General features: G+C 62.6%; 28 protein-coding genes, 1 tRNA gene and 2 pseudogenes. 16 read left to right on the forward strand and 15 right to left on the reverse strand.

Translation table 11 applies throughout. The annotated features are described in order from the left end of the window. Positions 1-37: 37 nt before the first annotated feature. Positions 38-253: pseudogene (locus tag JNC62_RS16465) on the reverse strand (helix-turn-helix domain-containing protein); the annotation flags it as partial. Positions 254-473: 220 nt separating this feature from the next. Between JNC62_RS16465 and JNC62_RS16470 the strand changes: the two are divergent. Next, positions 474-1448, forward strand: coding sequence for a phosphoribosylaminoimidazolesuccinocarboxamide synthase (locus tag JNC62_RS16470; protein WP_374840101.1), 975 nt, complete (start codon positions 474-476; stop codon positions 1446-1448). Between the two features lie 276 nt (positions 1449-1724). Then, entirely contained in the window at positions 1725-2060 is a 336-nt protein-coding gene (hspQ, locus tag JNC62_RS16475; protein WP_374840102.1) for a heat shock protein HspQ, read from the forward strand. A gap of 91 nt (positions 2061-2151) precedes the next feature. Here hspQ and JNC62_RS16480 read toward each other — a convergent pair whose 3' ends face one another. Next, a complete protein-coding gene (locus JNC62_RS16480) occupies positions 2152-2769 on the reverse strand; it encodes an invasion associated locus B family protein (protein ID WP_374840103.1) in 618 nt (205 codons plus the stop codon). A gap of 306 nt (positions 2770-3075) precedes the next feature. On the opposite strand from JNC62_RS16480, the gene JNC62_RS16485 reads away from it, so the two are divergent. Next, entirely contained in the window at positions 3076-4848 is a 1773-nt protein-coding gene (locus JNC62_RS16485) for an extracellular solute-binding protein (RefSeq protein ID WP_374840202.1), read from the forward strand. Positions 4849-4965: 117 nt separating this feature from the next. After that, positions 4966-5637: a DsbA family oxidoreductase gene (locus tag JNC62_RS16490; RefSeq protein ID WP_374840104.1), complete on the forward strand. Its 672-nt coding sequence runs from the start codon at positions 4966-4968 to the stop codon at positions 5635-5637. A gap of 108 nt (positions 5638-5745) precedes the next feature. Here the strand turns inward: JNC62_RS16490 and JNC62_RS16495 are convergent, their stop codons facing one another. Both JNC62_RS16495 and JNC62_RS16500 read right to left on the reverse strand, forming a co-directional pair. Then, entirely contained in the window at positions 5746-6183 is a 438-nt protein-coding gene (locus JNC62_RS16495; RefSeq protein ID WP_374840105.1) for a DUF1489 family protein, read from the reverse strand. Positions 6184-6274: 91 nt separating this feature from the next. Continuing rightward, positions 6275-7675 (reverse strand): L-serine ammonia-lyase, encoded by a 1401-nt coding sequence (locus JNC62_RS16500; protein WP_374840106.1) that lies wholly within the window; start codon positions 7673-7675, stop codon positions 6275-6277. Positions 7676-8323: 648 nt separating this feature from the next. On the opposite strand from JNC62_RS16500, the gene JNC62_RS16505 reads away from it, so the two are divergent. From JNC62_RS16505 to JNC62_RS16515, 3 genes are all read left to right on the forward strand, one after another. Further along, positions 8324-9013 (forward strand): DUF599 domain-containing protein, encoded by a 690-nt coding sequence (locus JNC62_RS16505; RefSeq protein ID WP_374840107.1) that lies wholly within the window; start codon positions 8324-8326, stop codon positions 9011-9013. Positions 9014-9101: 88 nt separating this feature from the next. Then, positions 9102-10115 (forward strand): heparan-alpha-glucosaminide N-acetyltransferase, encoded by a 1014-nt coding sequence (locus tag JNC62_RS16510; RefSeq protein WP_374840108.1) that lies wholly within the window; start codon positions 9102-9104, stop codon positions 10113-10115. Positions 10116-10119: 4 nt separating this feature from the next. Then, positions 10120-10593, forward strand: a complete 474-nt coding sequence (locus JNC62_RS16515; protein WP_374840109.1) for a methyltransferase family protein — start codon at positions 10120-10122, stop codon at positions 10591-10593. 57 nt (positions 10594-10650) lie between these two features. Here JNC62_RS16515 and JNC62_RS16520 read toward each other — a convergent pair whose 3' ends face one another. Beyond that, positions 10651-11037, reverse strand: a complete 387-nt coding sequence (locus JNC62_RS16520; protein ID WP_374840110.1) for a MerR family transcriptional regulator — start codon at positions 11035-11037, stop codon at positions 10651-10653. Positions 11038-11195: 158 nt separating this feature from the next. Then, the gene (mgtE, locus tag JNC62_RS16525) at positions 11196-12626 is read right to left on the reverse strand and encodes a magnesium transporter (RefSeq protein WP_374840111.1); all 1431 of its coding nucleotides are present in this window, start codon (positions 12624-12626) and stop codon (positions 11196-11198) included. A 350-nt stretch (positions 12627-12976) separates the two neighbouring features. On the opposite strand from mgtE, the gene JNC62_RS16530 reads away from it, so the two are divergent. Further along, complete coding sequence (locus JNC62_RS16530; RefSeq protein ID WP_374840112.1) at positions 12977-13480, forward strand: peptide deformylase; 504 nt, start codon at positions 12977-12979, stop codon at positions 13478-13480. Positions 13481-13588: 108 nt separating this feature from the next. Here JNC62_RS16530 and JNC62_RS16535 read toward each other — a convergent pair whose 3' ends face one another. Both JNC62_RS16535 and JNC62_RS16540 read right to left on the reverse strand, forming a co-directional pair. Beyond that, on the reverse strand, positions 13589-14308 hold the full coding sequence (locus JNC62_RS16535) for a hypothetical protein (protein WP_374840113.1): 720 nt from the start codon (positions 14306-14308) through the stop codon (positions 13589-13591). A 359-nt stretch (positions 14309-14667) separates the two neighbouring features. Next, positions 14668-14752 (reverse strand) — tRNA-Leu (locus tag JNC62_RS16540). Positions 14753-14941: 189 nt separating this feature from the next. On the opposite strand from JNC62_RS16540, the gene lipB reads away from it, so the two are divergent. Then, positions 14942-15658 (forward strand): lipoyl(octanoyl) transferase LipB, encoded by a 717-nt coding sequence (lipB, locus tag JNC62_RS16545; RefSeq protein WP_374840114.1) that lies wholly within the window; start codon positions 14942-14944, stop codon positions 15656-15658. 25 nt (positions 15659-15683) lie between these two features. On the opposite strand, the gene JNC62_RS16550 is transcribed toward lipB, so the two are convergent. Next, positions 15684-16580: a DMT family transporter gene (locus tag JNC62_RS16550; protein ID WP_374840115.1), complete on the reverse strand. Its 897-nt coding sequence runs from the start codon at positions 16578-16580 to the stop codon at positions 15684-15686. A gap of 285 nt (positions 16581-16865) precedes the next feature. On the opposite strand from JNC62_RS16550, the gene JNC62_RS16555 reads away from it, so the two are divergent. The 7 genes and pseudogenes from JNC62_RS16555 (at position 16866) to sugE (ending at position 21424) form a co-directional block, all read left to right on the forward strand. Next, entirely contained in the window at positions 16866-17279 is a 414-nt protein-coding gene (locus JNC62_RS16555) for a helix-turn-helix domain-containing protein (RefSeq protein ID WP_374840116.1), read from the forward strand. 76 nt (positions 17280-17355) lie between these two features. After that, positions 17356-18483, forward strand: a complete 1128-nt coding sequence (locus JNC62_RS16560; protein WP_374840117.1) for an S-(hydroxymethyl)glutathione dehydrogenase/class III alcohol dehydrogenase — start codon at positions 17356-17358, stop codon at positions 18481-18483. Further along, a pseudogene (locus JNC62_RS16565) lies at positions 18483-18922 on the forward strand (GNAT family N-acetyltransferase). The gene JNC62_RS16560 and the pseudogene JNC62_RS16565 overlap by 1 nt, the downstream one beginning before the upstream one ends. A gap of 27 nt (positions 18923-18949) precedes the next feature. Beyond that, positions 18950-19411, forward strand: a complete 462-nt coding sequence (locus JNC62_RS16570; protein ID WP_374840118.1) for a YaiI/YqxD family protein — start codon at positions 18950-18952, stop codon at positions 19409-19411. Then, positions 19408-20070 carry a DUF1345 domain-containing protein gene (locus JNC62_RS16575; RefSeq protein ID WP_374840119.1) on the forward strand — a complete coding sequence of 221 codons (663 nt, stop codon included), beginning with the start codon at positions 19408-19410 and terminating at the stop codon, positions 20068-20070. The genes JNC62_RS16570 and JNC62_RS16575 overlap by 4 nt, the downstream gene beginning before the upstream one ends. Before the next feature lie 22 nt (positions 20071-20092). Continuing rightward, a complete protein-coding gene (gene fghA / locus JNC62_RS16580; RefSeq protein ID WP_374840120.1) occupies positions 20093-20926 on the forward strand; it encodes an S-formylglutathione hydrolase in 834 nt (277 codons plus the stop codon). A 183-nt stretch (positions 20927-21109) separates the two neighbouring features. Continuing rightward, positions 21110-21424 carry a quaternary ammonium compound efflux SMR transporter SugE gene (sugE, locus tag JNC62_RS16585; RefSeq protein WP_374840121.1) on the forward strand — a complete coding sequence of 105 codons (315 nt, stop codon included), beginning with the start codon at positions 21110-21112 and terminating at the stop codon, positions 21422-21424. Between the two features lie 7 nt (positions 21425-21431). Here the strand turns inward: sugE and JNC62_RS16590 are convergent, their stop codons facing one another. The 6 genes from JNC62_RS16590 to JNC62_RS16615 form a co-directional block, all read right to left on the reverse strand. Further along, entirely contained in the window at positions 21432-21824 is a 393-nt protein-coding gene (locus JNC62_RS16590; RefSeq protein WP_374840122.1) for a DoxX family protein, read from the reverse strand. A 129-nt stretch (positions 21825-21953) separates the two neighbouring features. Beyond that, on the reverse strand, positions 21954-22622 hold the full coding sequence (locus JNC62_RS16595; RefSeq protein WP_374840123.1) for a hypothetical protein: 669 nt from the start codon (positions 22620-22622) through the stop codon (positions 21954-21956). 128 nt (positions 22623-22750) lie between these two features. Further along, entirely contained in the window at positions 22751-23539 is a 789-nt protein-coding gene (locus tag JNC62_RS16600) for an ATP12 family chaperone protein (RefSeq protein ID WP_374840124.1), read from the reverse strand. After that, positions 23532-24197: an HAD-IA family hydrolase gene (locus JNC62_RS16605; RefSeq protein WP_374840125.1), complete on the reverse strand. Its 666-nt coding sequence runs from the start codon at positions 24195-24197 to the stop codon at positions 23532-23534. Before JNC62_RS16605 ends, JNC62_RS16600 begins: the two co-directional genes overlap by 8 nt. Beyond that, positions 24197-25189 carry an RluA family pseudouridine synthase gene (locus JNC62_RS16610; RefSeq protein ID WP_374840126.1) on the reverse strand — a complete coding sequence of 331 codons (993 nt, stop codon included), beginning with the start codon at positions 25187-25189 and terminating at the stop codon, positions 24197-24199. The genes JNC62_RS16605 and JNC62_RS16610 overlap by 1 nt, the downstream gene beginning before the upstream one ends. 72 nt (positions 25190-25261) lie before the next feature. Then, positions 25262-25498 carry an Lrp/AsnC ligand binding domain-containing protein gene (locus tag JNC62_RS16615; protein WP_192245016.1) on the reverse strand — a complete coding sequence of 79 codons (237 nt, stop codon included), beginning with the start codon at positions 25496-25498 and terminating at the stop codon, positions 25262-25264. Between the last annotated feature and the right edge of the window lie 57 nt (positions 25499-25555).

Below are 25555 nucleotides of genomic sequence, written 5' to 3' on the forward strand. Positions count from 1 at the left end.
CGAAACTCTTCGGTGGGGCGCCGGTTGCTCGGCTGCGACCGCTTATGGTCTCGTTGTTCGATGGCCGACCGATCGCCTTGTGCCGGATCGACGCCGCACAGACAGTGCTGATCCGCTCCAAGAGTCGACGGACATGGCGCGGGCTCAGGTCGAGAACATGCGCCGCCGAAGCCAGCGTCATCCGGCCGGCGACCACCTTCGACAAAACCTCGATCCGCTGCGGGGCACGCTCGCTCAACGCAATCAGTCCCATCCGCAATCTCCCACGTCATCAAACGCGGGGAGTGTGACATTCTTACTTTGCAGATCCAGGACATTCTAACTTTGCGGCTACACATCACTCTTGCATAAGATAGATTATGGAACAGATAACTGCGGTTTGTACCTCGCATCTATAATCCGCGGCTTGACCCGGGCTTTGTGGCTGCTTAAGCCGTGGCGCTATCAATCCTGCTCCACGAAAGGCCCGGCCGATGAGCAACGCGCGCGTACTTTCCGATGCCTACATTGCCGAACTGCCGGGCTACTATAAAGGCAAGGTCCGTGAAAACTACGATCTTGCCGACGGCCGTCGCATCATCATCGCGACGGACCGCCTCAGCGCCTTCGACGTGATCTTGACGTCGATACCGTTCAAGGGCCAGGTGTTGACGCAGACGGCGCGCTACTGGTTCGAGGAAACGGCCGACATCTGTCCGAACCATGTTCTGGCCTATCCGGACCCGAACGTCGTCGTCGGCACGCGGCTCGACATCCTGCCGGTCGAGGTCGTCGTGCGCGGCTACCTGGCCGGCACGACCAGCACCTCGATCCTGACGAAATACAAGAACGGTGAACGCGAGATGTACGGAATCCGCCTTCCGGACGGTTTGCGGGACAACGAGAAGCTGCCGCAGCCGATCATCACCCCGACCAGCAAGGCCTTCGATGGTGGACACGATGAGCCGCTCTCCGGCGCCGACATCCTCGATCAGTGCCTGCTGACGCGCGCCCAATGGGACACGGTCTCCGCCTATGCGCTCGCTCTCTTCGCCCGCGGCCAACAGCGCGCGGCCGAACGTGGCCTGATCCTCGTCGACACCAAATACGAATTCGGCACCGACAAGGATGGCCGAATCGTGCTGGCCGACGAGATCCACACTCCGGATAGCAGCCGCTACTGGATCGCAGACAGCTACGGCGAAGCATTTTCCAGCGGCACGCGCCCGCTAAGCTTCGACAAGGATTTCGTACGCGCCTGGGTCACTGAGCGTTGCGACCCGTACAAGGATCCGATCCCGGAAATTCCCGCCGACCTGATCGAACAGACCTCGAAGGTCTATATCCAGGCATATGAGACGATCACCGGACAGAAGTTCGCTCCCGACCTTTCCGGCGCAACGGTACTGGAGCGCATCCGCGCAAACTTGCAGCCATACTTTGAGCTCCAGAGCCAATCCGGCAATTGAAGCTCTCGGTCAAGGTGCGTCCTTGATGGGCGGCGTTTCGCAAGAACGCGCTCCGCCGTTCAGCCCGGTTCCATGCCGATGTAGCCACCCCGCGGCTGGGTCCCGCGCCGTCCCCTCTCCCGAGTATTAGGGATTGAGTATATGTCGCGATGGACCAATATGCTTTCCAATTTCGACTTGTGCTGCGCCACCGCCTTGTCGCGTGGCAACCTGAACGGCACAGACCTTGTGTTTTGCGCGCGCCTTCCCAAATAGTGGCGCGAAAGGAAAGCAGACATGAAAATAAGAAATGCCAAGTTCGGGATTGGTGATGTGGTCCGCCATCGAATCCATCCGTTTCGCGGCGTGATTTTCGACGTCGACCCCGAGTTTGCCAATACCGAAGAATGGTGGAACGCCATTCCCGCCGACGTTCGGCCATCAAGGGATCAGCCGTTCTACCATCTCTTTGCGGAAAGCGCTGATACGGAATATGTCGCTTACGTGTCCGAGCAGAATCTCGTTGCGGACGACAGCGGCGTCCCGATCCGTCACCCGCAGGTCCGGGCGCTGATGACACCCGATGCCGCCGGGACCTACCACTGGAAGGTCGATGCAGGCATCGTCCACTGAGGCGCCCTGCCCCAACCGGCCGCCGGTTCGCCAATGCGGCAGGAAACCCGCCACGATCGCCGGGTTTCCTGGTTTTTAATCTTGTGCGCGCTTACTGGCTCTTCGCCGCCTTCTGGGCGTCCTCGAGCTTCTTGCGGGCTTCGTCAGCCTTCTTCTGCATCTCTTCCTGCAGCAGACGTTGACGCTCCTCGAGCTTCGACTGCTCGATCGGCTCGCCGTCGAACGCGCCCGTGAAGCCGGACAGCGACATCTTGATCGGGTTCGGCGTGCGCTGGAAGTTGACCGAGGTGAACACCACTTCGCCGCCCTTCTTCAGGCTCGCCAGCATCTGGTCGGTCAACGGCGCCTCGGCGACGCACTTGTCGGGCATGCAGATGGCGTAGTCGATCTTCTGCGGCTTGCCGCCGTCGATCTGCATCGCCACGCCGGTCGGGATCAGCCGCGCGCTCGGAACGGATACCTGGATGATCTTCCGATTGACTTTGCCCTCGACGGTGATCAGGCCGACGGCCGTCAGCAACTGGCCGCCGCCTGCCGTCAGCAGGTTCTGAACGATGCAGACGTCATTCTCTTCCTGCTTCGTGCAGACCTTGAACCAGCCCTGCGGGGCTGCTCCCTGCTGCGCCTGGGCTGTGGCGGGCAAGGTGCCGGCCGCGAGCGAAACAGCAAATGCCGAAAGCAGTGCTTTTTTTGTAAGGATCGATTTCATAACGAGGTTCCGTCTCCTGAAAACCGGTGCCGAGCGCTGTTCGCCCCTGAATGTCTGGTCAGCCGTGCGCTCTCCTGTCGGCGAATTGAGGCATTTGCATGACCCGTGTTTCGGGCTCCCCTGTTACAATGCGCCGCGGTGGATATCCAGTCTCCCTTGCGTGTTTTTGCCCAGACTTCATCAAAAAGGGGCGTCAAGAATGTTCGATCATGGCACGCCCATGTAAGTTGCCGCCGAATCGTCATTTCAGCAATACGAGGAATCATCTTGCGGGTTCTACTGACAGCGCTCTTCATCGGACTTGCGATGCAACCGGTTTGCCTTGCGGATGCTGCACCGCTGCATGGGATCGCGATGCATGGCGATCCCGCGCTGCCGCCGGACTACAAGCACTTTTCCTATGTGAATCCCGACGTGAAGAAGGGCGGCAAGATCACCTACGGCGTCGTCGGCACATTCGACAACCTCAATCCGTTCATCCTGAAGAGCATGCGCACGACGGCGCGCGGTCTTTGGGATCCGGAGTTCGGCAACCTTGTCTACGAATCGCTGATGCAGCGCTCGCGGGACGAGCCCTTTTCCATGTACGGGCTCCTGGCCGAAACGGTGGAATGGGACGACGAGCGCAGCTTCGTCCAGTTCAACCTCAATCCCAAGGCGCGGTGGGCCGACGGCCAACCGGTAACCGTCGACGACGTAATCTTCTCTTTCGAGTTGTTGCGCGACAAGGGACGCTCTCCCTTCAGCCGCAGGCTCGACGTCGTGGAGACGATGGAAAAGGTCGGTGACAACAGCGTCCGCTTTACCTTCAACGACAAGGCCGACCGCGAGTCGCCGCTGCTGCTTGCCCTTTCCCCGGTTCTGCCGAAGCACGCGACCGAGGTCGAAGGGTTCGACCGCACCACGTTGCAGTTCCCGCTCGGCTCCGGCCCCTATCGGATCAAGGAGGTGAAGCCTGGAGAGAAGATCGTTTTCGAGCGCGATCCCGACTACTGGGGGAAGGACATTCCCGCGAAGATCGGTTTTGACAACTACGACCGGATCACGGTCGAGTACTTCCTGCAGGAGAATTCGCTGTTCGAGGCGTTCAAGAAGGGCGACGTGGACGTCTACCAGGAAGGCAATCCGACGAAATGGGCGCGGGGCTACGATTTTCCGGCGGTAGCCTCCGGCGCCATTGTGAGGGACACGTTCAGGCCGCAGGTTCCCTCGGGCATGCTCGGTTTCGTGTTCAACACCCGGCGGCCGATGTTCTCTGACGTCCGGGTGCGTCATGGTCTGTCGCTCGTGTTCGACTTCGAATGGGTCAACAAGAACCTGTTTGAGGGTGCCTACAAGCGGACGGAGAGCTTCTGGCAGAATTCCCAACTCTCCTCGCTCGGCGTTGCGGCAGATGGCCGGGAGCGGCAACTGCTGGGACCTGCGCTGGATAGGATCGAGCCGGCGATTCTGGACGGGAGCTACCGTTGGCCGGTCACCGATGCCTCCGGCCGCGACCGCAAGGTGTTGAAGCAGGCCGTGGTCCTGTTGAAGGAGGCGGGATACACGATCAAGGACGGCGTCATGAGCGATGCGGCCGGCAGACCGCTCGCCTTCGAGATCATGACCCAGAACGCCGATCAGGAAAAACTCGCCCTCGCCTATCAGCGTTTTCTCGCCGCGCTGGGCATTCGCGCATCCGTCCGCACGGTCGATGATTCGCAATATCAGAGCCGCGCCCAGACCTTTGACTACGACGTGATCATCCGGGCCTACGCCTCGTCGCTTTCGCCGGGAATCGAGCAGGCGGCGCGTTGGCGTTCCGATTTTCGCGATCGCGAAGGAAGCGAGGCCTTTGCCGGCGCCAACGATCCCGAGGTCGACCGGCTGGTGGATGCGATCCTGGCCGCGCGCAGCGCCGAGGATTTCCGCTCCGCGGTGCGCGCACACGACCGCATGCTGCTATCCAACCACTACGTCCTGCCGCTCTATCATCTTGGCCAGCAGTGGCTGGCGCGGCACAGCTACATCGCTCATCCGGATGCAATGCCGCTCTATGGCTACCAGTTTCCGGTATGGTGGGATGCGCGCGTCCAATAAGGCCGGTCCAGGCGCACTGTATTTGAAGACTAACGGCGGACGGACCGTTGAAGTGCGGCACGCTCGCAACTATCTCCGGATTGTGACAAGCCCTTGTGCAGGGAGGATGGACGGGACATGGAAACCGTAACGATAGACGTCGTCTCCGATGTTGTGTGCCCCTGGTGCTATCTGGGCAAGAAGAGGCTTGCGCAGGCGGTCGACGCCGTCTGCGATGAATTGAACGTGATGGTCACCTTCCGGCCATACCAGCTCAATCCGGACATGCCGCCCCAAGGGGTGGATCACAGGAAGCACCTCGTTGAGAAACTCGGCGGCGAAGATGCAGTCGAACGTGCCCATAGGACGCTGACGGAACTGGGCCAGCAGGCCGGCATCGATTTTCATTTCGAAGCCATTTCACGAAGCCCGAACACGCTCGACGCGCACCGGCTGATGCGCTGGGCGATGATCGAGGGGCCGCAAGTCCAGAACTGCGTCACGCTTGCGCTGTTCAAGGCCTATTTCGAGGAAGGCCGGAATATCGGCGATAGCAGCGTGCTCCTGGACATCGCCGAGAAGTGCGGCATGGATCGCGCCGTCGTCTGCACGCTCTTTTCGACCGGCGCCGATGTCGACTCCGTCAAGGAGGAGATCGGCATGGCGCGTGAGATGGGCATCACCGGCGTTCCCTGTTTCATCATCGACAACAAATATGCGGTGATGGGGGCGCAATCGACCGAGGTGCTGGCAAGTGCCATTCGCGAGGCCGCCGCGCTGAGGCAGTCAGGAGCGGCCGACCCTTGCTAGGGTATGTTTCCCCGTAGTTCCCGGACCGGCGCCGGGCCGCCGAGCGAGCGAGACGCCGGCTGGGCGCCTCACAAATGTCTCGAACCTGCTTTCGCAAGCGCTGCCGGCTCAGAGGAGTCCCAATTCCGCCAGTTCCCGCCGCAACTCGAGCGGCAGGTCGGCGCTGCCTCCGTCGAGATTGCGCAGATCACGTGGTGCGTCCTCATCTTTCAGATAGCGCCATCCCTGGAAGGCGCGCCTGGGCTGAAGCGCTGTCTCGATCACCTCAGGCCCCAGGATTAATTCACAGCGCGTGATCCCGTCCGCATCCTTGAAAGTCCGCAGGTCGATCAAACGCTGGCGGGCCTGAACCTGCCCCTTGATCACCCAGTAGAGCGAACCGCCGTCGAGCAGTTCGTCGACGCGCTTGGGGATCATCCGTGTCGTATGCGACGAGCTTGGCTCTAGGCCGGCGGCGAGCGCGACCAGCGCACGCCTCGAAACCCACTCGCGCAGGTCATCGAGTGTATCCGCACCGACGCAGAGTTTGATGAGATGCAGGGCCATGGCCCCCTTCAACGCCTTTCTCCGCCAGCCGTCAAGACGGCGGCGCGCACTTCGCCGGGGACTGCGTGCGCGTCAGGCCGGCGAAGACGTCTCAACACTCGACGACGTTGACGGCGAGCCCGCCGGTCGAGGTCTCCTTGTATTTCTCGTTCATGTCGACACCCGTCTGACGCATGGTCTCGATGCAGGCGTCCAGGGGCACGAAATGGGTGCCATCGCCCTTGAGCGCGAGCGAGGCTGCGGTTACTGCCTTGACGGCACCAAGCGCATTGCGCTCGATGCACGGCACCTGGACCAGGCCGGCGACCGGGTCGCAGGTCATGCCGAGGTGATGTTCGAGCGCGATCTCGGCTGCGTTCTCGATCTGCTCCGGTGTGCCGCCCATCACCGCCGCCAGGCCGGCCGCCGCCATGGCCGAAGCCGAACCCACCTCGCCCTGACAGCCGACCTCGGCACCGGAAATGGAGGCGTTGTGCTTGATGATGCCGCCAATCGCAGCCGCGGTCAGCATATAGTCGCGGATGCCTTCGGCGTCGGCATCCTCGTGGAAATGCAGGTAGTAACGGATCGTCGCCGGCACAACGCCCGCCGCACCATTCGTCGGCGAAGTCACGACCCGGCCACCGGCCGCATTCTCTTCGTTCACCGCCATGGCATAGACGCTCAGCCAGTCGTTCGCCAGGAGCGGATTGGCCTTGTTCGAGCGCCAATCCTCTTGCAGCTTTTCGTGGATCATGCGCGCGCGCCGCTTCACCTTCAGGCCACCCGGCATGATGCCCTCCCCCTGAAGGCCGCGATCGATGCAGTTCTTCATCGCCTCCCAGATGCTATCCAGCCCGGCATCGAGTTCCTCACGCGACATGACGGTTTCCTCGTTCGCCCGCTTCATCTGGGCGATCGTCAGCCCGGAACGGGCCGCCATCTCGAGCATCTCTTTCGCCGTGGCGAACGGGAACGGAATCTTGCGGTCGCTTGCCTGGGCCTTTGTCGCCCGCATTGTCTCCAGTTCCGTATCGGTCACCACGAACCCGCCGCCGACGGAATAGTAGATGCGCTTCAGGAGTTCGCGTCCATCGCGGTCATAGGCGGAAAACGTCATCCCGTTCGCATGTCCCGGCAGCGGCGTCTTCTTGTCAAACACGAGATCGTGCTTCGGCTGAAAGGCATAGCCGGGATGGCCCGGCGGCGTGACGCGGCCGGTCCGCTCGACCTCGGCGATGATCGCGTCCATACGGTCGGGGTCGACCTGGTCCGGGCGCTCCCCCATCAGGCCGAGGATGACCGCCCGATCGGAGCCGTGGCCGACGCCGGTATAGGCCAGCGAGCCGTGCAGGCTCATCTTGAGGGCTGCGACCGTCGCTCCGGCTGGACGCGGCCAGTCGGTCGACAGGATGAGATCGAGGAAGCGGTTGGCCGCCGACATCGGTCCCATCGTGTGCGAACTGGAGGGGCCTATTCCGATCTTGAAGACGTCGAATACGGAGAGAAACATCGCGTGGACCTGCTTTATCGTGCAGCCGCATCGCGGCTGTAACCTGTCGCCGTGCCGCCTGGGTGGTGGCGGACGCTGACACAGCAATATGTGGTGGAAGCTACGCGATCAGGCAAGCGCTATCGAGTGATGTCCCGACATTGGCTTTCACGGCTGCGACATTGCCTCGCATCGGATCCCCAAAAACAAAAGCAGCACGCCTGGGAGTGGCGTGCTGCTTTTGCTCGTTACGAGAGGGATGTGATCAATTGCCTCCGAAGAGATAGACAAGGGCAATAAAGCCCGCAAAACCGAGAACCATCCGGAGGGTAAGACCCCAGCAGGACTTCTGAGCGGTATTTTCCATGATTTCCCCAAATGAAGAACACTGCGGCGGCGCCGCCTGAGCGCCGAACGCGATCTTCATTAGTGAATAGTTTATGAAAACGCAATCACCAAAAATGGCAGAAAAAAGGCAGAGGCATCGGGCTTGACGCACCAGTCACTTGGCGGCGCCCGTAAAATCAACTTGTTGAGGGATGCCTGCCCTGCCCCTTGCGGGCCGGAACCGCCATACTTCAGCCAAAGGTGTCAACATCCCGCCAGCCGGTTTGCGAACGGCCCTAGGGCCCGTTCCCAAATCACCCAAACCGTGGCAAACCTCGATCCATGTCAATTGCCGATCCTATCGCATTCGCGGTGTTCATCGTTCTGTGGCTGGGGTATGCCTGGACCACTGACAATCGACGCTTTCGCAACCGCATAAGCCTGACGCGCGCGATGAACGCGCAGCGCGCTGCCTGGATTCGAAACGCCTTGCACCGCGACCTGCGCATGATCGACACCCAGATCATGTCCGGCCTTCAGAACGGCACCGCATTCTTCGCCTCCACCTCGATCCTGGCACTCGGTGGCTGCTTTGCCCTGCTCGGCGCCACCGAGAAGGTCTTCCTGGTCCTGGGCGACCTGCCGCTCGTGTTCCAGGCGGGGCGCGCCGGGTTCGAACTGAAGGTCGGCGGCCTCGCCTGCATCTTCGGCTACGCCTTCTTCAAGTTTGGATGGTCCTATCGGCTCTTCAACTACTGCACGATCCTTCTCGGTGCCGTGCCCATGTCCGGCGACATCCACAAGGACCCGGCGGCGGCAGAGCTCGCGGCCGAGAAGGTGATCCAGATGAACATCCTGGCCGCGGGCCATTTCAACGCCGGCCTGCGGGCGATCTTCCTCTCGATCGGTTATCTCGGCTGGTTCGTCAGCCCCTATCTGTTCATGGTATCGACGGTCTTCATCATCTTCGTGCTCGTCCGCCGGCAGTTCTATTCTGAAGCGCGCCGGACCGTTCTCGAGCGGGTCGACTAGACGGCTTGCTCCGCCACCTTTCCGCCATCCGCCCGGCACAAGGTCGAGACCGGAACATTCAAGGGCGAATCGGGACGGACCGCACGCCATGACAATAGCGACGACAAATCCCGCCAACCTCCAGGGCGGCGCAACGATCCCCGCCAAACGCCTGGCATGGCTGGATGCGGCCCGCGGCATGGCCCTCATTGCCATGGCGGTCTACCACTTCACCTGGGATCTCGACTTTTTCGGCTACATTGCACCGGGAACGGCAGCGACCGGCGGCTGGAAGATCTTTGCCCGCCTCATCGCCGGCAGCTTCATCTTCCTGGCAGGCTTCAGTCTCGTCCTCGGCCACCGCACCGAAATCCGCTGGCGCCCCTTCTGGATCCGCTTCGGGCGGATCGCTGCGGCGGCGTTGCTGATCACGGCCGCCACCTATTTCATCTTCCCGGCCAGCTTCATCTTCTTCGGCATCCTGCACCTGATCGCCACAGCGAGTCTGATCGGCCTGCTCTTCCTCCGCCTGCCGATCGTGGTGATCCTGCTTGCCGCGGTCGCCGCATTCGCCGCGCCGCATTATCTGCGCTCCGCCGTCTTCGATCAGTCGGCGCTGTTGTGGGTCGGCCTGTCGCAGACGATGCCGAGGTCCAACGACTATGTGCCCCTGCTGCCGTGGTTCGGCGCGTTCCTGCTCGGCATGGCCGCCAGCCGGCTCTTTCTGTCGCGGAAGGCACCGGTAACGATCACACCGCGTCCGGTTGTGAACAAGCGGTGGATATCCCTGCTCGGGACAGCCGGGCGCCACAGTCTCGCCATCTACCTTCTCCACCAGCCGGTGCTGATCGCGCTGGTCTATCTCTTCACTCTGGTCGTCCCGCCCGAAAGGCCCGACCCGGTCGAGAGCTACAGGCAGAGCTGCGTCGCAGCCTGCGGTGCCGACACGGACGCTGCATTCTGCAGCGCTTTCTGCGACTGCACGCTCGGTCGGCTGCTGCAAGACGGACTGTTCGACGGTCTGAACAACGGCACGATCAATGCCAGGAGCGATGCTCGGATCGCCGCGATCTCGCAGCAGTGCACCACAGACGCGCTGGCGGGCAGTCAATTGAAGGAGTAGCCGCATGAATGCCTATCGGAGCAAGCCGTTCACCTTCCCCTGGCCTCCGATCATTTATGCACTCGCCGTTCTGGCCGCCCTCGCGCTGCAATTGTGCTGTCCGGCTGAAATTCCAGACACGCATTTCTGGCTGTCGAATGCAACCGGCACGCTTCTCCTCCTGCTTGCGGTCGTGCTCGGTGTCTGGGCGCTCCGCACCCTGAAGGACGGCCAAACCACCGTGCTGCCGCATCGGTGTGCCAGCCATCTGGTGACGAACGGCCCCTATCGGTACACCCGAAATCCGATCTATCTTGCGCATACGCTGGCCATGGCCGGTCTTGGAATTCTGCTCGAAATGCCGTGGCTTCTGCCGGCCGCGGTCGCCGCCGTCATCGTCACGACGCTCGTCGCCGTCCGCCGGGAGGAACTGCACCTGTTGTCGCGGTTCGGTTGCGATTTCGAGCGCTACTGTCGATCGACGGCGCGCTGGATCTAAGGCGCCCAACATCACGGGCGTCGCCCATCGAGGCGAAAATTCAACTGGCAGCGGCTGTCAGGTGCCGACACCGATCTCCGCCAGCCGCGTCAGGCATGCCTCCTCGACGTTGTCGAGTTCGGCCAACGTCTCGTCGATATCCCGTCGCTTCTGCCGCAATTCCTCGCGCTTCTCGTTGACCTTCTGCATGAGAAGCTGCAACTGCCCGGTCTCGCCGGGGGGATCCTTGTAGATCTGGATGATTTCGCGGATCTCCGAGATCGTGAAGCCGATCCGGCGTCCGCGCAGAATTTCCTTGATCAAATGCCGGTCGGCCGGTCGGAACAGACGCGTGCGGCCCCGTCGCTCAGGATGGATCAGGCCTTCGTCCTCGTAAAACCGCAGGGTGCGGGTGGAGACGCCGAACTCGCGCGTCAGTTCCGTTATGGTATAGTATTTGTTCACGTCGGCTCCGGCCATCCGAGGATGGCGCGATCTTATTGACATTTACGTGAAAGTCAATTTTGCGCATCTGGGCCCGTGTTCAAAAACCGGAATTGGGTCTTGCAGGGACCGCTCTGTGATCCACGCGGCGCAGCGAGAAAACCGGACGGCGATGGGACTCAGTGGATGGCAAACCACCAGGTCGCAAGGCCGAGGAACGAAAAGAAGCCCGTCGTGTCGGTGACCGCCGTGACGAAGACGGTCGAAGATACCGCAGGGTCGGCCCCTACCCTGTCCAGCAGCAGCGGGATCATGATGCCCGCCAGCGCCGCCGCCATCATGTTGATCAGCATGGCCGTGGCAATGATGCCGCCGATATTGGCATCGTGAAACCATAGCCCGGCGACGCAGCCGATCAGCGTCCCGCAGAGCACACCGTTCAAAAGGCCGACCCCGGCCTCGCGGCGGACGACGCGCCAGGCGTTGTGGATATCGAGATTGCGGGTCGCGAGCGCCCGCACGGTCACGGTCATCGTCTGCGACCCGGCGTTGCCGCCCATCCCAGCGACCATTGGCATCAGGATCGCAAGCGCCACGATTTCTTCGATCGTCGCTTCGAAGAACGAAATCACCCATGCGGCGAACGATGCGGTTAGCAGGTTGACGAGCAGCCAGGGCACGCGCGAGCGCGAAGTCTCGAAGACGGTGTCGGACAATTCTTCGTCGCCGACGCCGCCGAGGCGCATCAGGTCCTCCTCGGCCTCTTCCTGGATCACGTCGACGACGTCGTCGATCGTCAGCACGCCGACGAGGCGGCCGTTCTCGTCGACGACGGCGGCGGAAAGGAGGTCGTACTGCTCGAACAGCTGCGCCGCCTCCTCCTGGTCCATCAGGGCCGGTATCGGATGGCTCGTCTGGCGCATCACCGTTTCGACCTTGGTGTCGCGCTTCGACCGCAGGACCCGGTCGAGATCGACAACGCCGACGAGACGGAAGGTCGGGTCGATGACAAAGATCTCGGTGAAGCTGTCGGGGAGGTCCTCGTCCTCGCGCATGTAGTCGATCGTCTGGCCGATCGTCCAGAACGGCGGCACCGCGACGAACTCCGAACGCATGCGCCGGCCGGCCGTGCTTTCCGGATAGTCGAGCGAACGGCGAAGACGGATCCGCTCGGTGAATGGCAGCTTGGAAAGGATCTCGTCCCGGTCTTCCTGGTCGAGGTCTTCGAGAATATAGACGGCGTCGTCCGATTCCATTTCGCCGATCGCCGCGGCGATCTGCTCGTTCGGCAGATGCTCGACGATGTCGAGGCGGATTGCCTCGTCCACTTCCGTGAGCGCGGCAAGGTCGAACTCGTCGCCCAAGAGCGAGACGAGCGCGCGTCGCTGCTCCGGCTGGATCGCCTCGAGCAGGTCGCCCATTTCCGATTCGTGCAGGTTGGCGACATGACGGCGCAAAAACAGCAGGTCGCGATCGGCGATCGCCGCCCCCACATGCATGAGGAAGTCGGAGCGCACCGAGCCGTCCGGCGCGTAGATGTCGCCGCGATCGAACGTGGTCGAATCGACGGGCAGAGCACGCTCGCGATGGTCTTCGCCGCTGTCCGTCATCCGAGCCGCTCCTCGAAAAGCACTCCCCGGCGCCGCATCCAAGTGACGCGCCTGCGAGGGCGATTAGATTGTGATTGCAATGGCGCTGCCGGGCAACGCAAGCTCTCCGCCTTGCCACCCGGCCTCGTGCTAGCCCAAAGCATTGTCGTGGTCCACAGCCATGCGCGACAAAACGATGGACCCGCGCGGCAAAAATTCGCCCACTGTTGCGAATTCGATCCCCTCTTTTCGCACGCGAAAAAAGCTGCACCATGGGAATCCCGCCGCCAATCGGCGGCGCCCGAAGGGCACGGTCTTTTCAAGTGACGGGCAGATCTGTAGTTCGGCAGCAACGGTTTCGAGGCTCCCAGATGACCATACGCCCCATAGTGCGGTTTCCCGACGAACGGTTGCGCAGGCCGTGCCAGCCGGTAACGCGGTTTGACGACGCGCTCGCGGCGCTTGCGGCCGATCTGACGCAAACGATGCGCGCCGCCCCCGGGATCGGCATCACGGCTGCCCATATCGGCGAACCGATTCGTCTGGTGGTCATCGAGCTTGACGGTCCGCAATCGACGCGGATCTACGCCAACCCCGAGATCGAGTGGACCTCGGAAGAGGTGGGCATGCACACTGAGGGAAGCGTCTCGATGCCCGGCGTGGTCGAGGAGGTCGCGCGCCCTTTGCGGATCCGCGTCCGCTACCAGGACCTAGCGGGCGCTTCGAGAATCGAAGAAACCGACGGCCTGCTCGCCGTTTGCCTCCAGCACGAGATCGACCAGCTCGAGGGGATCTTCTGGATCGACCGGCTGTCGCGGCTGAAACGCGACCGGATCGTCAAGAAGTTCCGCAAACTGCAGATGGATCGCGGCTGAACGTCAACCCGCCGCGTCCGCAAACCCGCGCCGCATGAAGTCGCCGGGAGGGCGGCGACGGCGCAATTGCTCCGCTTGGGGACGGAAAGACAGCGTCCGTCAAGCCCGTTATGCCGGTTGCCGATCCGGGTCGATCGCGTCGATACCGGCGGCGATGCCGCATTTATCGCGAACGAGAGGCAGACCGATGCACTCGGAGAGATCCGGCTCGGTCGTAAAGACATTTTCTCGATCCCTCAATCGCACCAAGACGAAGGTGTCTTCGGCGATCTGCCGGCGAACCTTCCCCTTGTCGTCGTAGGAATGGCCCATCTTGGTGATCGAGAATCCCGCGAGGGTCACAGACGGCGCGCCCACGAAAAGTCCGTAGCAGAGGGCGGCAACGCCGTTCGTCACCTTGCCAACCTCTCCGATATCGGCAGGAAGTCCGCCGCTCACGGCTGCGACGATCGCCTCGCGTTCCGGTTTGGTGGCACGCATAAGGCTTGCATAGCGCACATGCGGCTTGGCCAGAAGCTCCAGGCGCATCCACCAAAGCGGCTTGTTATGGAGCCATAGAAGGCCCCTCGTCCTGACGTGCGGATGCTCTTCCCACGACTTCCTCCGCTTGCGGAACGTCAGGTCGGCGGGCGGGAGACCCAGTGCGTTGGCCGTCTTGCCCGAGTTGTTGATGTCCACGCGTGCACAGTGTCCGATCAGGTCGGGTGGGATCGTGGGGGACGGCGCCGAGCCGAGAATCAGCCACGGCCTATCCAGGATACCAAGCCGTGCGAGCCAGCGACGGTGTTTTTCTCGCAAAGCGCCAAGCGCGCCGGGCTCCATCTTCATCGCGCGCTCCGGACCGAGTAGCGAAGGTTGGACTCATCTAATTTAGAAATGCGTAATCTTTCTGACACAAGCGATTGTTCGTGTCCATTCGCCGCCGGGTGGCGAGAGCCCTCCGAGCGTAGCCGAAGGGAAAGCTGGCGCAGCAATTTCACAGCGGCCGCGATAGCGGGGGCAGCTTGGAGCGCCTAGACGTTGCTCTGTGTGGGACCTCGAAGCATCAAGAGTTCATTCGCGAAGAACCGAGCGCTCGAGGCTGGCGACAACGGCTCTGGCTAGCGTCTCCCGCGCCTGGCCTTGAGGACATGCGAAAATTTAGCTGCTTGATCCTGAAACAAAAAACCCGGCTAAAGCCGGGTTCTTGGTGCGGTCGAGAAGACTCGAACTTCCACGGGTTGCCCCACAGCGACCTCAACGCTGCGCGTCTACCAATTCCGCCACGACCGCATCGTGGTAGGGTCGACTTGCGCCGACGGGGGTGCATGTAGCAAAAGCGTTTTGGGTGCACAAGGCCACTGCGACAGAAATCTGACGAGAAAAACAACAATTTCAACAGCCCCTGTGAACAGCCGCTTTTCCCCCTCAAATCCCCGTGCTCTCCGGCCTATATTGGCTGAGACGTGAGAAGGACGCATCATGCAACGTGCTCAACTTGATAGATCGATGTTCGCCGCTCCCGGCTCGCGGCCGGCGCGCTGGCGGATAGAACCGGGCCTGATCCCTTACCCGGTCGCCGTCGAAACGATGGAACGCGAAGCCGCGGCGATCGCTGCGGGTGAGGCCGATGAACTTGTCTGGCTGGTGGAGCATCCGCCGCTCTACACCGCCGGCACCAGTGCAGACAGCGCGGATCTGGTGGACGCGGATCGCTTTCCCGTTTTTGAGACCGGGCGCGGCGGCGAATACACCTATCATGGGCCCGGCCAGCGCGTCGTCTATGTTATGCTCGATCTGAAGCGGCGTCGTCAGGACGTGCGCGCCTTCGTGGCGGCGCTCGAGGACGTCGTCATCGAAACATTGGCGCAAATGAATGTCCGGGGCGAGCGCCGGGAGGACCGGGTCGGCGTCTGGGTGCAGCGTCCGGAACGGCCGCCGCTGCCCGACGGCTCGCCGGCCGAGGACAAGATCGCCGCGATCGGCATCCGCCTGCGCCGCTGGGTCAGCTTTCACGGGTTGTCTCTGAACGTCGATCCCGATCTGGAGCATTTCAGCGGAATCGTCCCGTGCGGAATCCGCGGCTATGGCGTCACCAGTCTCGTCGATCTCGGGCTGCCCGTGATGATGAGCGATGTCGACGTGCGCCTGAAGGAGGCGTTCGAGAAGGTCTTCGGGCCGGTGACGATCGACCGATAGAGAAAGAGAGCGGAGCGCCCTCGAGTCAGGCGGCCGGGGAGTCTGCTCGCCTCGCCGAATTCACGCGCTCTCGCCAGAGGATGAACAGGCCGGACCCGACGATGATGGAGATCCCCACCCATTTCCACATGTCGGGAAAATCGCCGAAGATCGCGTAGCCGAGAATCGTGGCGGAGATAATCTCGAAATACTGGAAGGGCGCCAGCAACGACAGCGGCGCCATGCGGAAGGCGCGCACGACGAGCATGTGCGCGTAGCCGGACAGCCCGCCGAGAATGAGCAGCAGGACCAGTGCAAACCCGGATTCCGGCAGCGACAGTTCGAAATCCTCGATACCGGCGGCATTTCCCAGTATCAGCGCGCCCCCGATGAACAGCATCCCGCCGAATCCGGAAATGGTCTGCATTGTCAGCGGCGAATCGCCCTCGCCGATCGCCCGGTTGAGGAAAAGATAGAGCGAGAACAGGAAGGCACAGCCCACCGGCAGCAAGGATGTCATGCCGAAAACGGCGAAGCTCGGCTGGATGACGATCAGGGCACCGCCAAAGCCCACGGCGATCGCCAGCCACCGCCGCCAGCCGACGCGCTCCCCGAGAAAGGCAGCTGACATCGCCGTCAAGATAAAGGGTTCGACGAAATAGATGGCGAACACGTCCGCCAGCGGCATGTATTTGACCGCGGCGAAGAAGAGCAGGCTGGCGCCCCCGTGCAAGATGCCACGCAGCAGGTTCATCCATGGCCGTTTGGGGCGAAACGCGTCCTTGCCGCCGACCGTCAGAAGCAGTGGCAGCGTGCAGACGAGCTGGAAGAAGAACCGATAGAATGTCACCTGCCCCGGCGACATGCCGCCATAGGTCGCCATGTACTTGGCGATGGCATCCATACCGGGCAACAGCATCATGGCAAATGCCATGAGCGCCATGCCCTGCATCGTGTGTTGTCGGAAGTGTTCCGTCGCCGACGGTTGCATGGGGTGCCTTTGGTTCGCCTGTCGCCGGTTGCGATCGTTCCGCGATGGCAGGAACCGGCGCCATTAAAAGATGGCCCCGCTTCAACAGCATTGCGGGCTACCAGGTCAAGCCGTCCCGCCGGATGTTGGCGTTTCCTTTTGCGCATCACCGCAAGCCATGCGTCCGAAGGCGGCGCAATTGGAGCAGCCTGGCCGCTTGCCGGTCCCTAAGCTTGGATCACGACAACGGAGACCGCAATGGCTGAAGCCGGTGACAGCAACACCATCCCCTTTCGATCCAGCCACGCGGACGGCGACACGCTCGGCGGTCGGATCTGGCGGGCGCGGGACGCACTTGATCTGTCGCTCGAGGAAGTCGCCACAAGGATGGGGCTGCCGGAAGAGACGGTCGCAGACTGGGAGCGCGATCATGCCGAACCGCGCACACAGGCGCTATTCACGCTCGCCGGCGTGCTCGGCGTGTCACCCTCCTGGCTGATCGCCGGCGTCGGCGACGCGCCGCCTGATGCGGAGTCAGAGCCGACGTCACACCCGCTGATGGAACAATTGCATCAACTCCGCCGCTTGCACGAGCAGACGGGACTTGCAATCGCGGCCCTCGAAGCCGAGATCGGCAGGCTCGCCGGCCGCGACCGGAACAACAAAGATTGAGACATTGCGGGCTTGAGTGGCGGTGCCTGCTCTGCGATGGTCCGCGCCGGACAGAATCTATTTAAGGAGAAAAATCATGGACGTACGCGCCGCTGTCGCCGTTCAGGCGGGCAAGCCGCTGGAGATCATGACCGTACAGCTCGAGGGCCCGCGCGCCGGCGAGGTGCTGATCGAGGTCAAGGCCACCGGCATCTGCCACACCGACGACTTCACGCTGTCGGGCGCCGATCCGGAGGGCCTGTTTCCGGCGATCCTCGGCCATGAGGGCGCCGGCATTGTCGTCGACGTCGGCCCAGGCGTCACCTCGGTGAAGAAAGGCGACCACGTCATCCCGCTCTACACCCCGGAATGCCGCGAGTGCTACTCCTGCCTGTCGCGCAAGACCAACCTCTGCACCGCGATCCGCTCGACGCAGGGCCAGGGCCTGATGCCGGACGGCACCAGCCGTTTCTCGATCGGCAAGGACAAGATCCACCACTATATGGGCTGCTCGACGTTCGCCAACTACACGGTGCTGCCGGAGATCGCCGTCGCCAAGGTCAACCCCGACGCGCCCTTCGACAAGATCTGCTACATCGGCTGCGGCGTCACCACCGGCATCGGCGCGGTGATCAACACCGCCAAGGTCGAGATCGGCTCGACGGCAATCGTCTTCGGCCTCGGCGGCATCGGCCTCAACGTGCTGCAGGGCTTGCGGCTCGCCGGCGCCGACATGATCATCGGCGTCGACATCAATCCCGACCGCAAGGCCTGGGGCGAGAAATTCGGCATGACCCACTTCGTCAACCCGAAAGAGGTCGGCGACGACATCGTGCCCTATCTCGTCAACATGACGAAGCGTAACGGCGACCTGATCGGCGGCGCCGACTACACCTTCGACTGCACCGGCAACACCAAGGTGATGCGCCAGGCGCTGGAAAGCGCCCACCGCGGCTGGGGCAAGTCGGTGATCATCGGCGTGGCCGGCGCTGGCCAGGAGATTTCCACGCGGCCGTTCCAGCTGGTCACCGGCCGGCAGTGGATGGGCACCGCCTTCGGCGGCGCGCGCGGTCGCACCGACGTGCCGAAGATCGTCGACTGGTACATGGACGGCAAGATCCAGATCGACCCGATGATCACCCACACCATGCCGCTCGAAGACATCAACAAGGGTTTTGACCTGATGCATTCGGGCGAAAGCATTCGTGGTGTCGTGGTCTATTGATGACCGCAAATGCCTATAGGGTCGACGTGCGGAGAATGGACGCGTTCTCCGCCGTGGAACTTTATGCGCTGCTGAAGCTGCGTGTCGAAGTCTTCGTCGTCGAACAGGAGTGCCCCTACCCTGACCTGGACGGCCGAGATCTCGACGCGCTGCATCTGCGGCTGCTTGCGGGCGCTGAACTGGTCGCTGCCGCACGTATTCTGCCACCGAACAGGACCAACGACCCGGCCCGGATCGGCAGGGTGGTGGTTTCTCCTGCCCACCGCGGCAAGCGGATCGGAGAAGCGGTGATGCGGGAGGCGATCGCCGCTTGCGAACATCAAGTCACCTGAAACGCTTCTATGAATCCTTTGGCTTTTCCCCGGTTTCGGAGGAATATCTGGAGGATGGTATTCCCCATATCGATATGGTGCGGCCAGCCACGAACCGTGGCGCCTGAGCGCCCGACAGGACAGAACATAACGCCATGATCTACGTCGATGCCGATGCCTGTCCGGTGAAGCCGGAAATCCTCAAGGTCGCCGAGCGCCACGGTTTGGAGGTGACGTTCGTCGCCAATTCCGGCCTGCGTCCGTCACGCGACCCGATGGTCAGGAACGTCATCGTCTCCGGCAGCTTCGACGCGGCGGACGACTGGATCGTCGAACACGTATGTCCCGGCGATGTTGTCGTGACGGCAGACGTGCCGCTCGCCGGGCGCTGTGTCGCCAAGGACGCGCTGGTGACCGGCCCAACGGGCCGCCTTTTCGACAAGAGCAACATCGGCATGGCCTCGGCCATGCGCGATCTCGGCCAGCACCTGCGCGAGACCGGCGAAAGCAAGGGCTACAACGCCGCCTTCTCCGCGCGCGATCGCTCAGCGTTCCTCGAAACCCTGGACCGGCTGTGCCGCCGGGCCAAGTCCAGCAGACAAGGCGATTCGTCATGAGCGGCCCCCTTGACCAGAGCGGATCGCATGGGCGCCATCGCCCGTTCTATACTGCCGCAGTGGTCGCGCTCGTGGTGCTGCCGGGGGCTCTGTGGTTCAAAGCCGCACTCGCGGCACAGCTGTCCGGCATCGTATTCTTCCTGCTGTATCTGTTTCTGGTTGCCCGGCGTCTGCCGGAGTTGAGCGCGGACTACCTGAAGAAGCATGCCGTCGACACCGACGCACCCGCGCCGATCATACTGATTGTAACCGTCGCGGCGTTCGCGATCTCCTTGGCGTCACTCTTTATCGTGCTCCACCAGGCCGGCAACATCCAACCGTCAGACCTGACCCTGTCCTTCGCGTCCGTCGTCCTCGGCTGGTTCACCATTCACACCATGGCGGCGGTCCACTACGCGCACATCTATTGGCGCCCGCATGGCGGCAAGAGAGTGCAGCCAGGCCAGCGCGGGTTGGATTTTCCGCAGACGGATCAGCCGGGGATCTACGATTTCCTCTACTTCGCCTTCATTGTCGGCATGACCGCCCAGACATCGGATACCGCCATCACCACGACCGAAATGCGCAAGCTGAACCTCCTGCATGCGATCGCGTCGTTCTTCTTCAATACCGTACTGGTCGCAGCCGCCGTCAACGCGGCGGTGGCTCTTGCCGCGTGACCCACTTGCAAATGGAGTTCCCATGAAAGTCCTCTCCCAGAACCAGGCCTTCGGCGGCATGCAGGGCGTGTACGCCCACGATTCGTCGGCGACCAGTTGCGAAATGACCTTCGCCGTTTTCGTGCCGCCGAAGGCGACCACGGAGCCCTGCCCGGTCCTATGGTATCTCTCCGGGCTGACATGCACCCACGCCAACGTCATGGAAAAGGGCGAATACCGGCGCATGGCCGCGGAACTGGGTCTCATCATCGTCTGCCCCGACACGAGCCCGCGCGGCAACGACGTGCCTGATGAGCTGACCAATTGGCAGATGGGCAAGGGCGCCGGCTTCTATCTGGATGCCACCGAGAAGCCGTGGACCGAGAATTTCCAGATGTACACCTACATCACCGAGGAATTGCCGGCCTTGATTGGCGAACAGTTCCGCATCGACATGTCCCGACAAGGCGTCTTCGGGCACTCGATGGGCGGGCATGGCGCCATGACGATCGCCCTGAAGAACCCTGACCGTTTCAGGAGCTGCTCGGCCTTCGCGCCGATCGTAGCCCCCTCCTCCGCCGATTGGTCGGCGCCGGCGTTCGAGAAATATCTCGGTTCGGATCGGGCCGCATGGCGTCAATACGACGCCTGTGCGCTGGTCGAGGACGGCGCCCGGTTCCCGGAATTCCTGATCGACCAGGGCAAGGCCGACGGTTTCCTCGAAACCGGCCTTCGCCCCTGGCTTTTCGAGGAAGCCGTCAAGGGCACGGGAATCGGTCTCACGCTGCGCATGCACGAGCGCTATGACCACTCCTACTATTTCATTTCGACCTTCATGGATGATCATCTCAGGTGGCATGCAGAGCGGCTCGGCTGACCGCAAGCCACTGAAGAACTTTAACCATGGCGCCCACGCATGACTGTCTTGCGCGGGCGCCACTTGCCATTCGCCTCTCCGGCCGCGATATAGTCTGCGAAGCAGACGACTGCAGCCGCGAATCGAGTGACGACGCGGAATCGAACGCGGGGACGGCCCCGCTCCTTTGACACGGAGCAGGACATGTCCTGGATATTGCTTACACTCGCCGGTCTCTTCGAAATCGGTTGGGCGATCGGCCTGAAATACACGGCCGGCTTCACGAAACCTCTCCCGACGGCCCTTACGGCCGCTGCCATGGTCATCAGCGTGGTGCTGCTTGGCATGGCTGTCAAAAACCTGCCGATGGGCACGGCCTATGCTGTCTGGACCGGCATCGGCACGGTCGGAACCGTCATTCTCGGCATCATCCTCTTTGCCGAGCCGGTGACGGCCATGCGCCTCGGCTGCATTGCCCTGATCGTGACGGGCATCATGGGCCTGAAATTCGCCGCCTGATGCCCCTTCAGCCTCGCCGGTTGTCGAGCGCAAACGCGCCCGGCCCGGCGAAGACGAGATAGAGAAAGATGAAGCAGAACGAGATCGCGGCATCGCCGCGATTGTTCACCGGCCAGAAATCGACCGGCATATGCGCGATGAAATAGGCGGTGGCCATGAAACCGCAGAGGATGAAGGCCGTCGGCCGTGTGAAGAGGCCGATCAAGATCAGACCGCCGCCGATCGCCTCGAGCACTCCGGCGACGCCAATGAGGTTGACCAGGTCGCCGAACGGCTGTGCCGCCGGGGGAAAGTCGAAGAATTTCTGCGTCCCATGTTCGATGAACTGCAGCGCAGTCATGATCCTGAGCGCGGCCAGCGCGTAGGGCTGATAAGCGGACAAGCGATCGGCGAGCGTCATGGAAGACTCCGTGCGGCATCAAGCCGATACGTCACCGTTCAATATCCGGCTTTATCGCCGCCGGATCAAGCCGCAGGCGAAAATGACCTACGCGTCCCGGCCCGATCGCCTTTCTCTACCGGCAGGAGTTCAGTTGCAGCTCGTCGCCGACGTTGCCGCGCAGGGAGCCGGCTTGGCATCGGCGCTGGCATTGACCTCGGCCTTCGGCTTGCGCACGCGTGGACGCACGGTCAGGGCCGCCTCGCTCGGGATGATGATCGGCTCTTCCGCCCGTGGTTCAGCCACTGCGACCGCGGACGGTGTGGCGGCGCGTGACCCCGAGCGCGGCTTGTACCCCTTGCCGGAGCGCCTTTCGCCGGTCGTGGCCTTGATCGGAGCGAGCCGATAGGCGAGCGCAACGCGCTGAGAAATCGCCTTGGCCAGCGCCTGATCCCCAGCTTTCGCCCCCGGCATGAAGCTGTTCACGGTGAAGCTCTCGCTCGAAACGGACGCTCCGGAACCGTCCCGCAGCGCCACGGTCACCTGTGCGGAGTTCCGCCCGGCCTGCGCGCCCGTTCCCCGAACCACATTCGAAAGCCGCACCTCCATCGTCACCTTTGGCATCGGCACCGGGCGGCGCGTCGAACGAACCGCCTGCGTCAACTGTTGCCCGGTTATCTTGATCAGCGCCGGCGTAACGGAACCGTCCCCGCTGACGCCCACCTTGCGGATATCCTTGAGCGTTTCTGCTCCTGCAGTAATGGACATCGCAAGAACCGCGAGCGCGGCAAGCGGCACACGAAGGAAAGACATCAGCATGAAGTTTGAATCCGTATTCTAAGCATTCGCCAGCAAGGCGAATCAGCGGCTTGACCCAATCCGCATCGCACAGCCATACGGATCGGCGCAATGCAATCCTTCGACGATGGTAAATATCGAGGCTTAACTCAGTGCGGCGCCAGTATCGAAAACACCCCGGCTGCAACGTAGAGTTCGTGCAAGCGTAGCTCGCGGCGACGAAACGCTTCCTCGTCCGTGCCCCAGTGCTCGATCTGCCAGTCCTCGTCGATATGCGCGAGTTTCCACACCGTCTCGGCATCGAGGCGCCCCTGTGCGAAGGCGAGCGCAAGGATTGCGGAGCCCGTCAACGTCGTGACCGTATGGATGCAGGCCAGCGCAAGCGGCGAACTGAATTTTTCCAGCGCGGCGGCGAAGGCGGCAATGGCCGGCTGCGGCTGCTCCTGATGCATGACGCCTTCAGCCAGGATGAAACGGGCGCCGAGGGCCGCGGCCGCCCAGTCCAGCACGGGATCCCAGCTCTCGCGCTGCCGCTCCACCAGCCGCTCCGGACTGTCGGCCCGATAGCATATCATGTCGGTTCCGGCGAAGCGGACGATCTCGTCTAAAACGGCCTGCCGATTGTCGGCGACACCGTCCAGTGCGGTGTTGACAAGCCGCGTCACCGGCATCTTGGCCGGATCGATTTCCTCTGCTTGCGACTCCCATTCCGCCTTGAGCCGATCGGCCAGCGCGGCCGATTCGACGGCCAGCAGGCGCTTTGCCGGCGTCCGCACGGGCCTCCCATCGAGCAGAATGCTGTAACCGTCGCTGGTCCGGCCGATCGAGACGTCCTTGTAGAACCGCTTAGGCAGTGGTCGCTTCATCTGGATCTGCGCCCGACGAACCGGATCCGGATCGCTCATGGCATCGGAGAGATCGGAGAGAATTTCACGCATCGGACAATTCCAGCCACTGTAGCAACTCGGCCGGCTCCCTTAGTATGTGGTCCGCGCCCGCCTCGACGAGTTCGGGAACGCTTGCATAGCCCCAGGCGACGCCGACCGCTTGCGCGCCGGCCGCCTTCGCCATCTGCATATCGTAGATCGCATCGCCGATGACAACCGTCCGCGCCGCATCGACCCCGGTTTCGGCGCAACATTCCGCAACCATGGCCGGGTGCGGCTTGGAGGGGCAGTCGTCCGCCGTCCGCGAGACGAAGAAAGTGTGCTCGAAGCCATGTGCGAGACGGATCGCATCCAGTCCGCGCCGCGACTTGCCGGTGACCGCGCCGAGCAGCATGTCGTCCTGCCGCTCAAGGCGGCGGATCAGGCCATCGATGCCCGGAAACAGGGGTTCCTGAAAACCGGGTTCGGCGCGCACACCGGTAAAGATCGCCTTGTAGTGCGCCGTCATCGCCAGCGCCTCGTCGTCCACATGGGGCTTGCCCTGCAGGCGCGCAATGGCGATGTCGAGCGTCAGGCCGATGATGCCCTTGGTCGCCTCAAGCTCAAGACGGTCGTGACCGAACGCCTCGAACGTCCGCGCCATGACCTCATGGATCAGGCCCGCGCTGTCGACCAGCGTGCCGTCGCAATCGAAAAGCACCAGCCGCATCACTCGTCCTCGTCCGCCGTGTTCTGATCGAAGCCGAAGAGGTTCCAGGTCTGGACCATGTGCGGCGGCAACGGCGCGCTCACCCGCAGGCGCCCGCCGGACGGATGCGGAATGTCGATGTGGCGGGCATGCAGGTGCAACCGGTTCTGCACGCCGCCGGGAAAGTCCCAGTTGGTGTCGGCGTCGAAATATTTCGGGTCACCCAGGATCGGGTGACCGATATGGGCGGCGTGGACCCGCAATTGGTGGGTGCGGCCGGTATACGGCTCCATTTCCAGCCAGGAAAAGTTCTGTCCCGCCTGCTCGACGACACGGTAGAACGAAACCGCATGGTCAGCGCCCTCCTCGCCGTGCTTGGCGATGCGCATGCGGTCGCCGTCCGGCGTCTGTTCCTTCACCAGCCAGGTTGAAATCTTGTCCTCCCGCTTGCGCGGTACGCCCTTGACGATTGCCCAATAGGTCTTCTTCGTGTCACGTTCGCGGAAGGCTGCCGTCAGCTTCTGTGCGGCGCCGCGCGTGCGCGCTACGACCAGCACGCCGGACGTGTCGCGGTCGAGACGGTGGACCAGCCGCGGCCTCTCGCCCTTCTGGCTCGTCCACGCCTCCAGCATCTTGTCGATGTGACGGGTGACGCCGGAGCCGCCCTGGACGGCGATGCCCGGCGGCTTGTTCAACACGAAGACCTTGTCGTCCTCGTGCAGCAGCATGCGTGACAGCAGTTCGGCATCGGGCGAATGCTTCAGGTCGCGGCCCGCGATAGGACCGGTTTTCACATCCTTGGCGTCGACGCCCATCGGCGGAACGCGCACCATCTGCCCCGGCTGCACCCGCGTATCGCTCTTGGCGCGACCACCGTCGACCCGGACCTGTCCTGAGCGCAGCAACTTCTGCAACTGGCCGAAGCCGAGGCCCGGATAGTGGACCTTGAACCAACGGTCGAGCCGCATGCCCGCCTCGTCCTGATCCACCTGCCTGTGTTCGATACCTGCCATCTTCGCCTTCTCTTGTTCAGCGCGTGCTTTAGCGCATGTTCCCGAAAAGGGGAAGTTGCAGGGAGCCAGTTCTCAGAACGCCCGGAACGTTAGGGTGGTGAGCGAACGGACGATCCCCGGAATGACGGCAATGTTGTCGTTGATGAACTTGCCGATATCCTCCTCGCTCTCGACATAGACCTTCAGCAGAAGGTCGTAGTCGCCGCTCGTCGAATAGAGTTCGGAAATCAGCTCGGTCGCATAGAGCGCATCGGCGACCTCATAGGTCTTGCCCGGAGCACACTGCAGTTGCACGAAAATCGGTTTCATCGCGATCACTCCACCGCCGCAAGCGGCCATTTCCTGTTGCGCCCGTCGCGGGCAGTC

The organism is Mycoplana ramosa (assembly GCF_041930185.1).
In the GTDB taxonomy this organism is placed as follows: Bacteria; Pseudomonadota; Alphaproteobacteria; order Rhizobiales; family Rhizobiaceae; genus Mycoplana; species Mycoplana ramosa.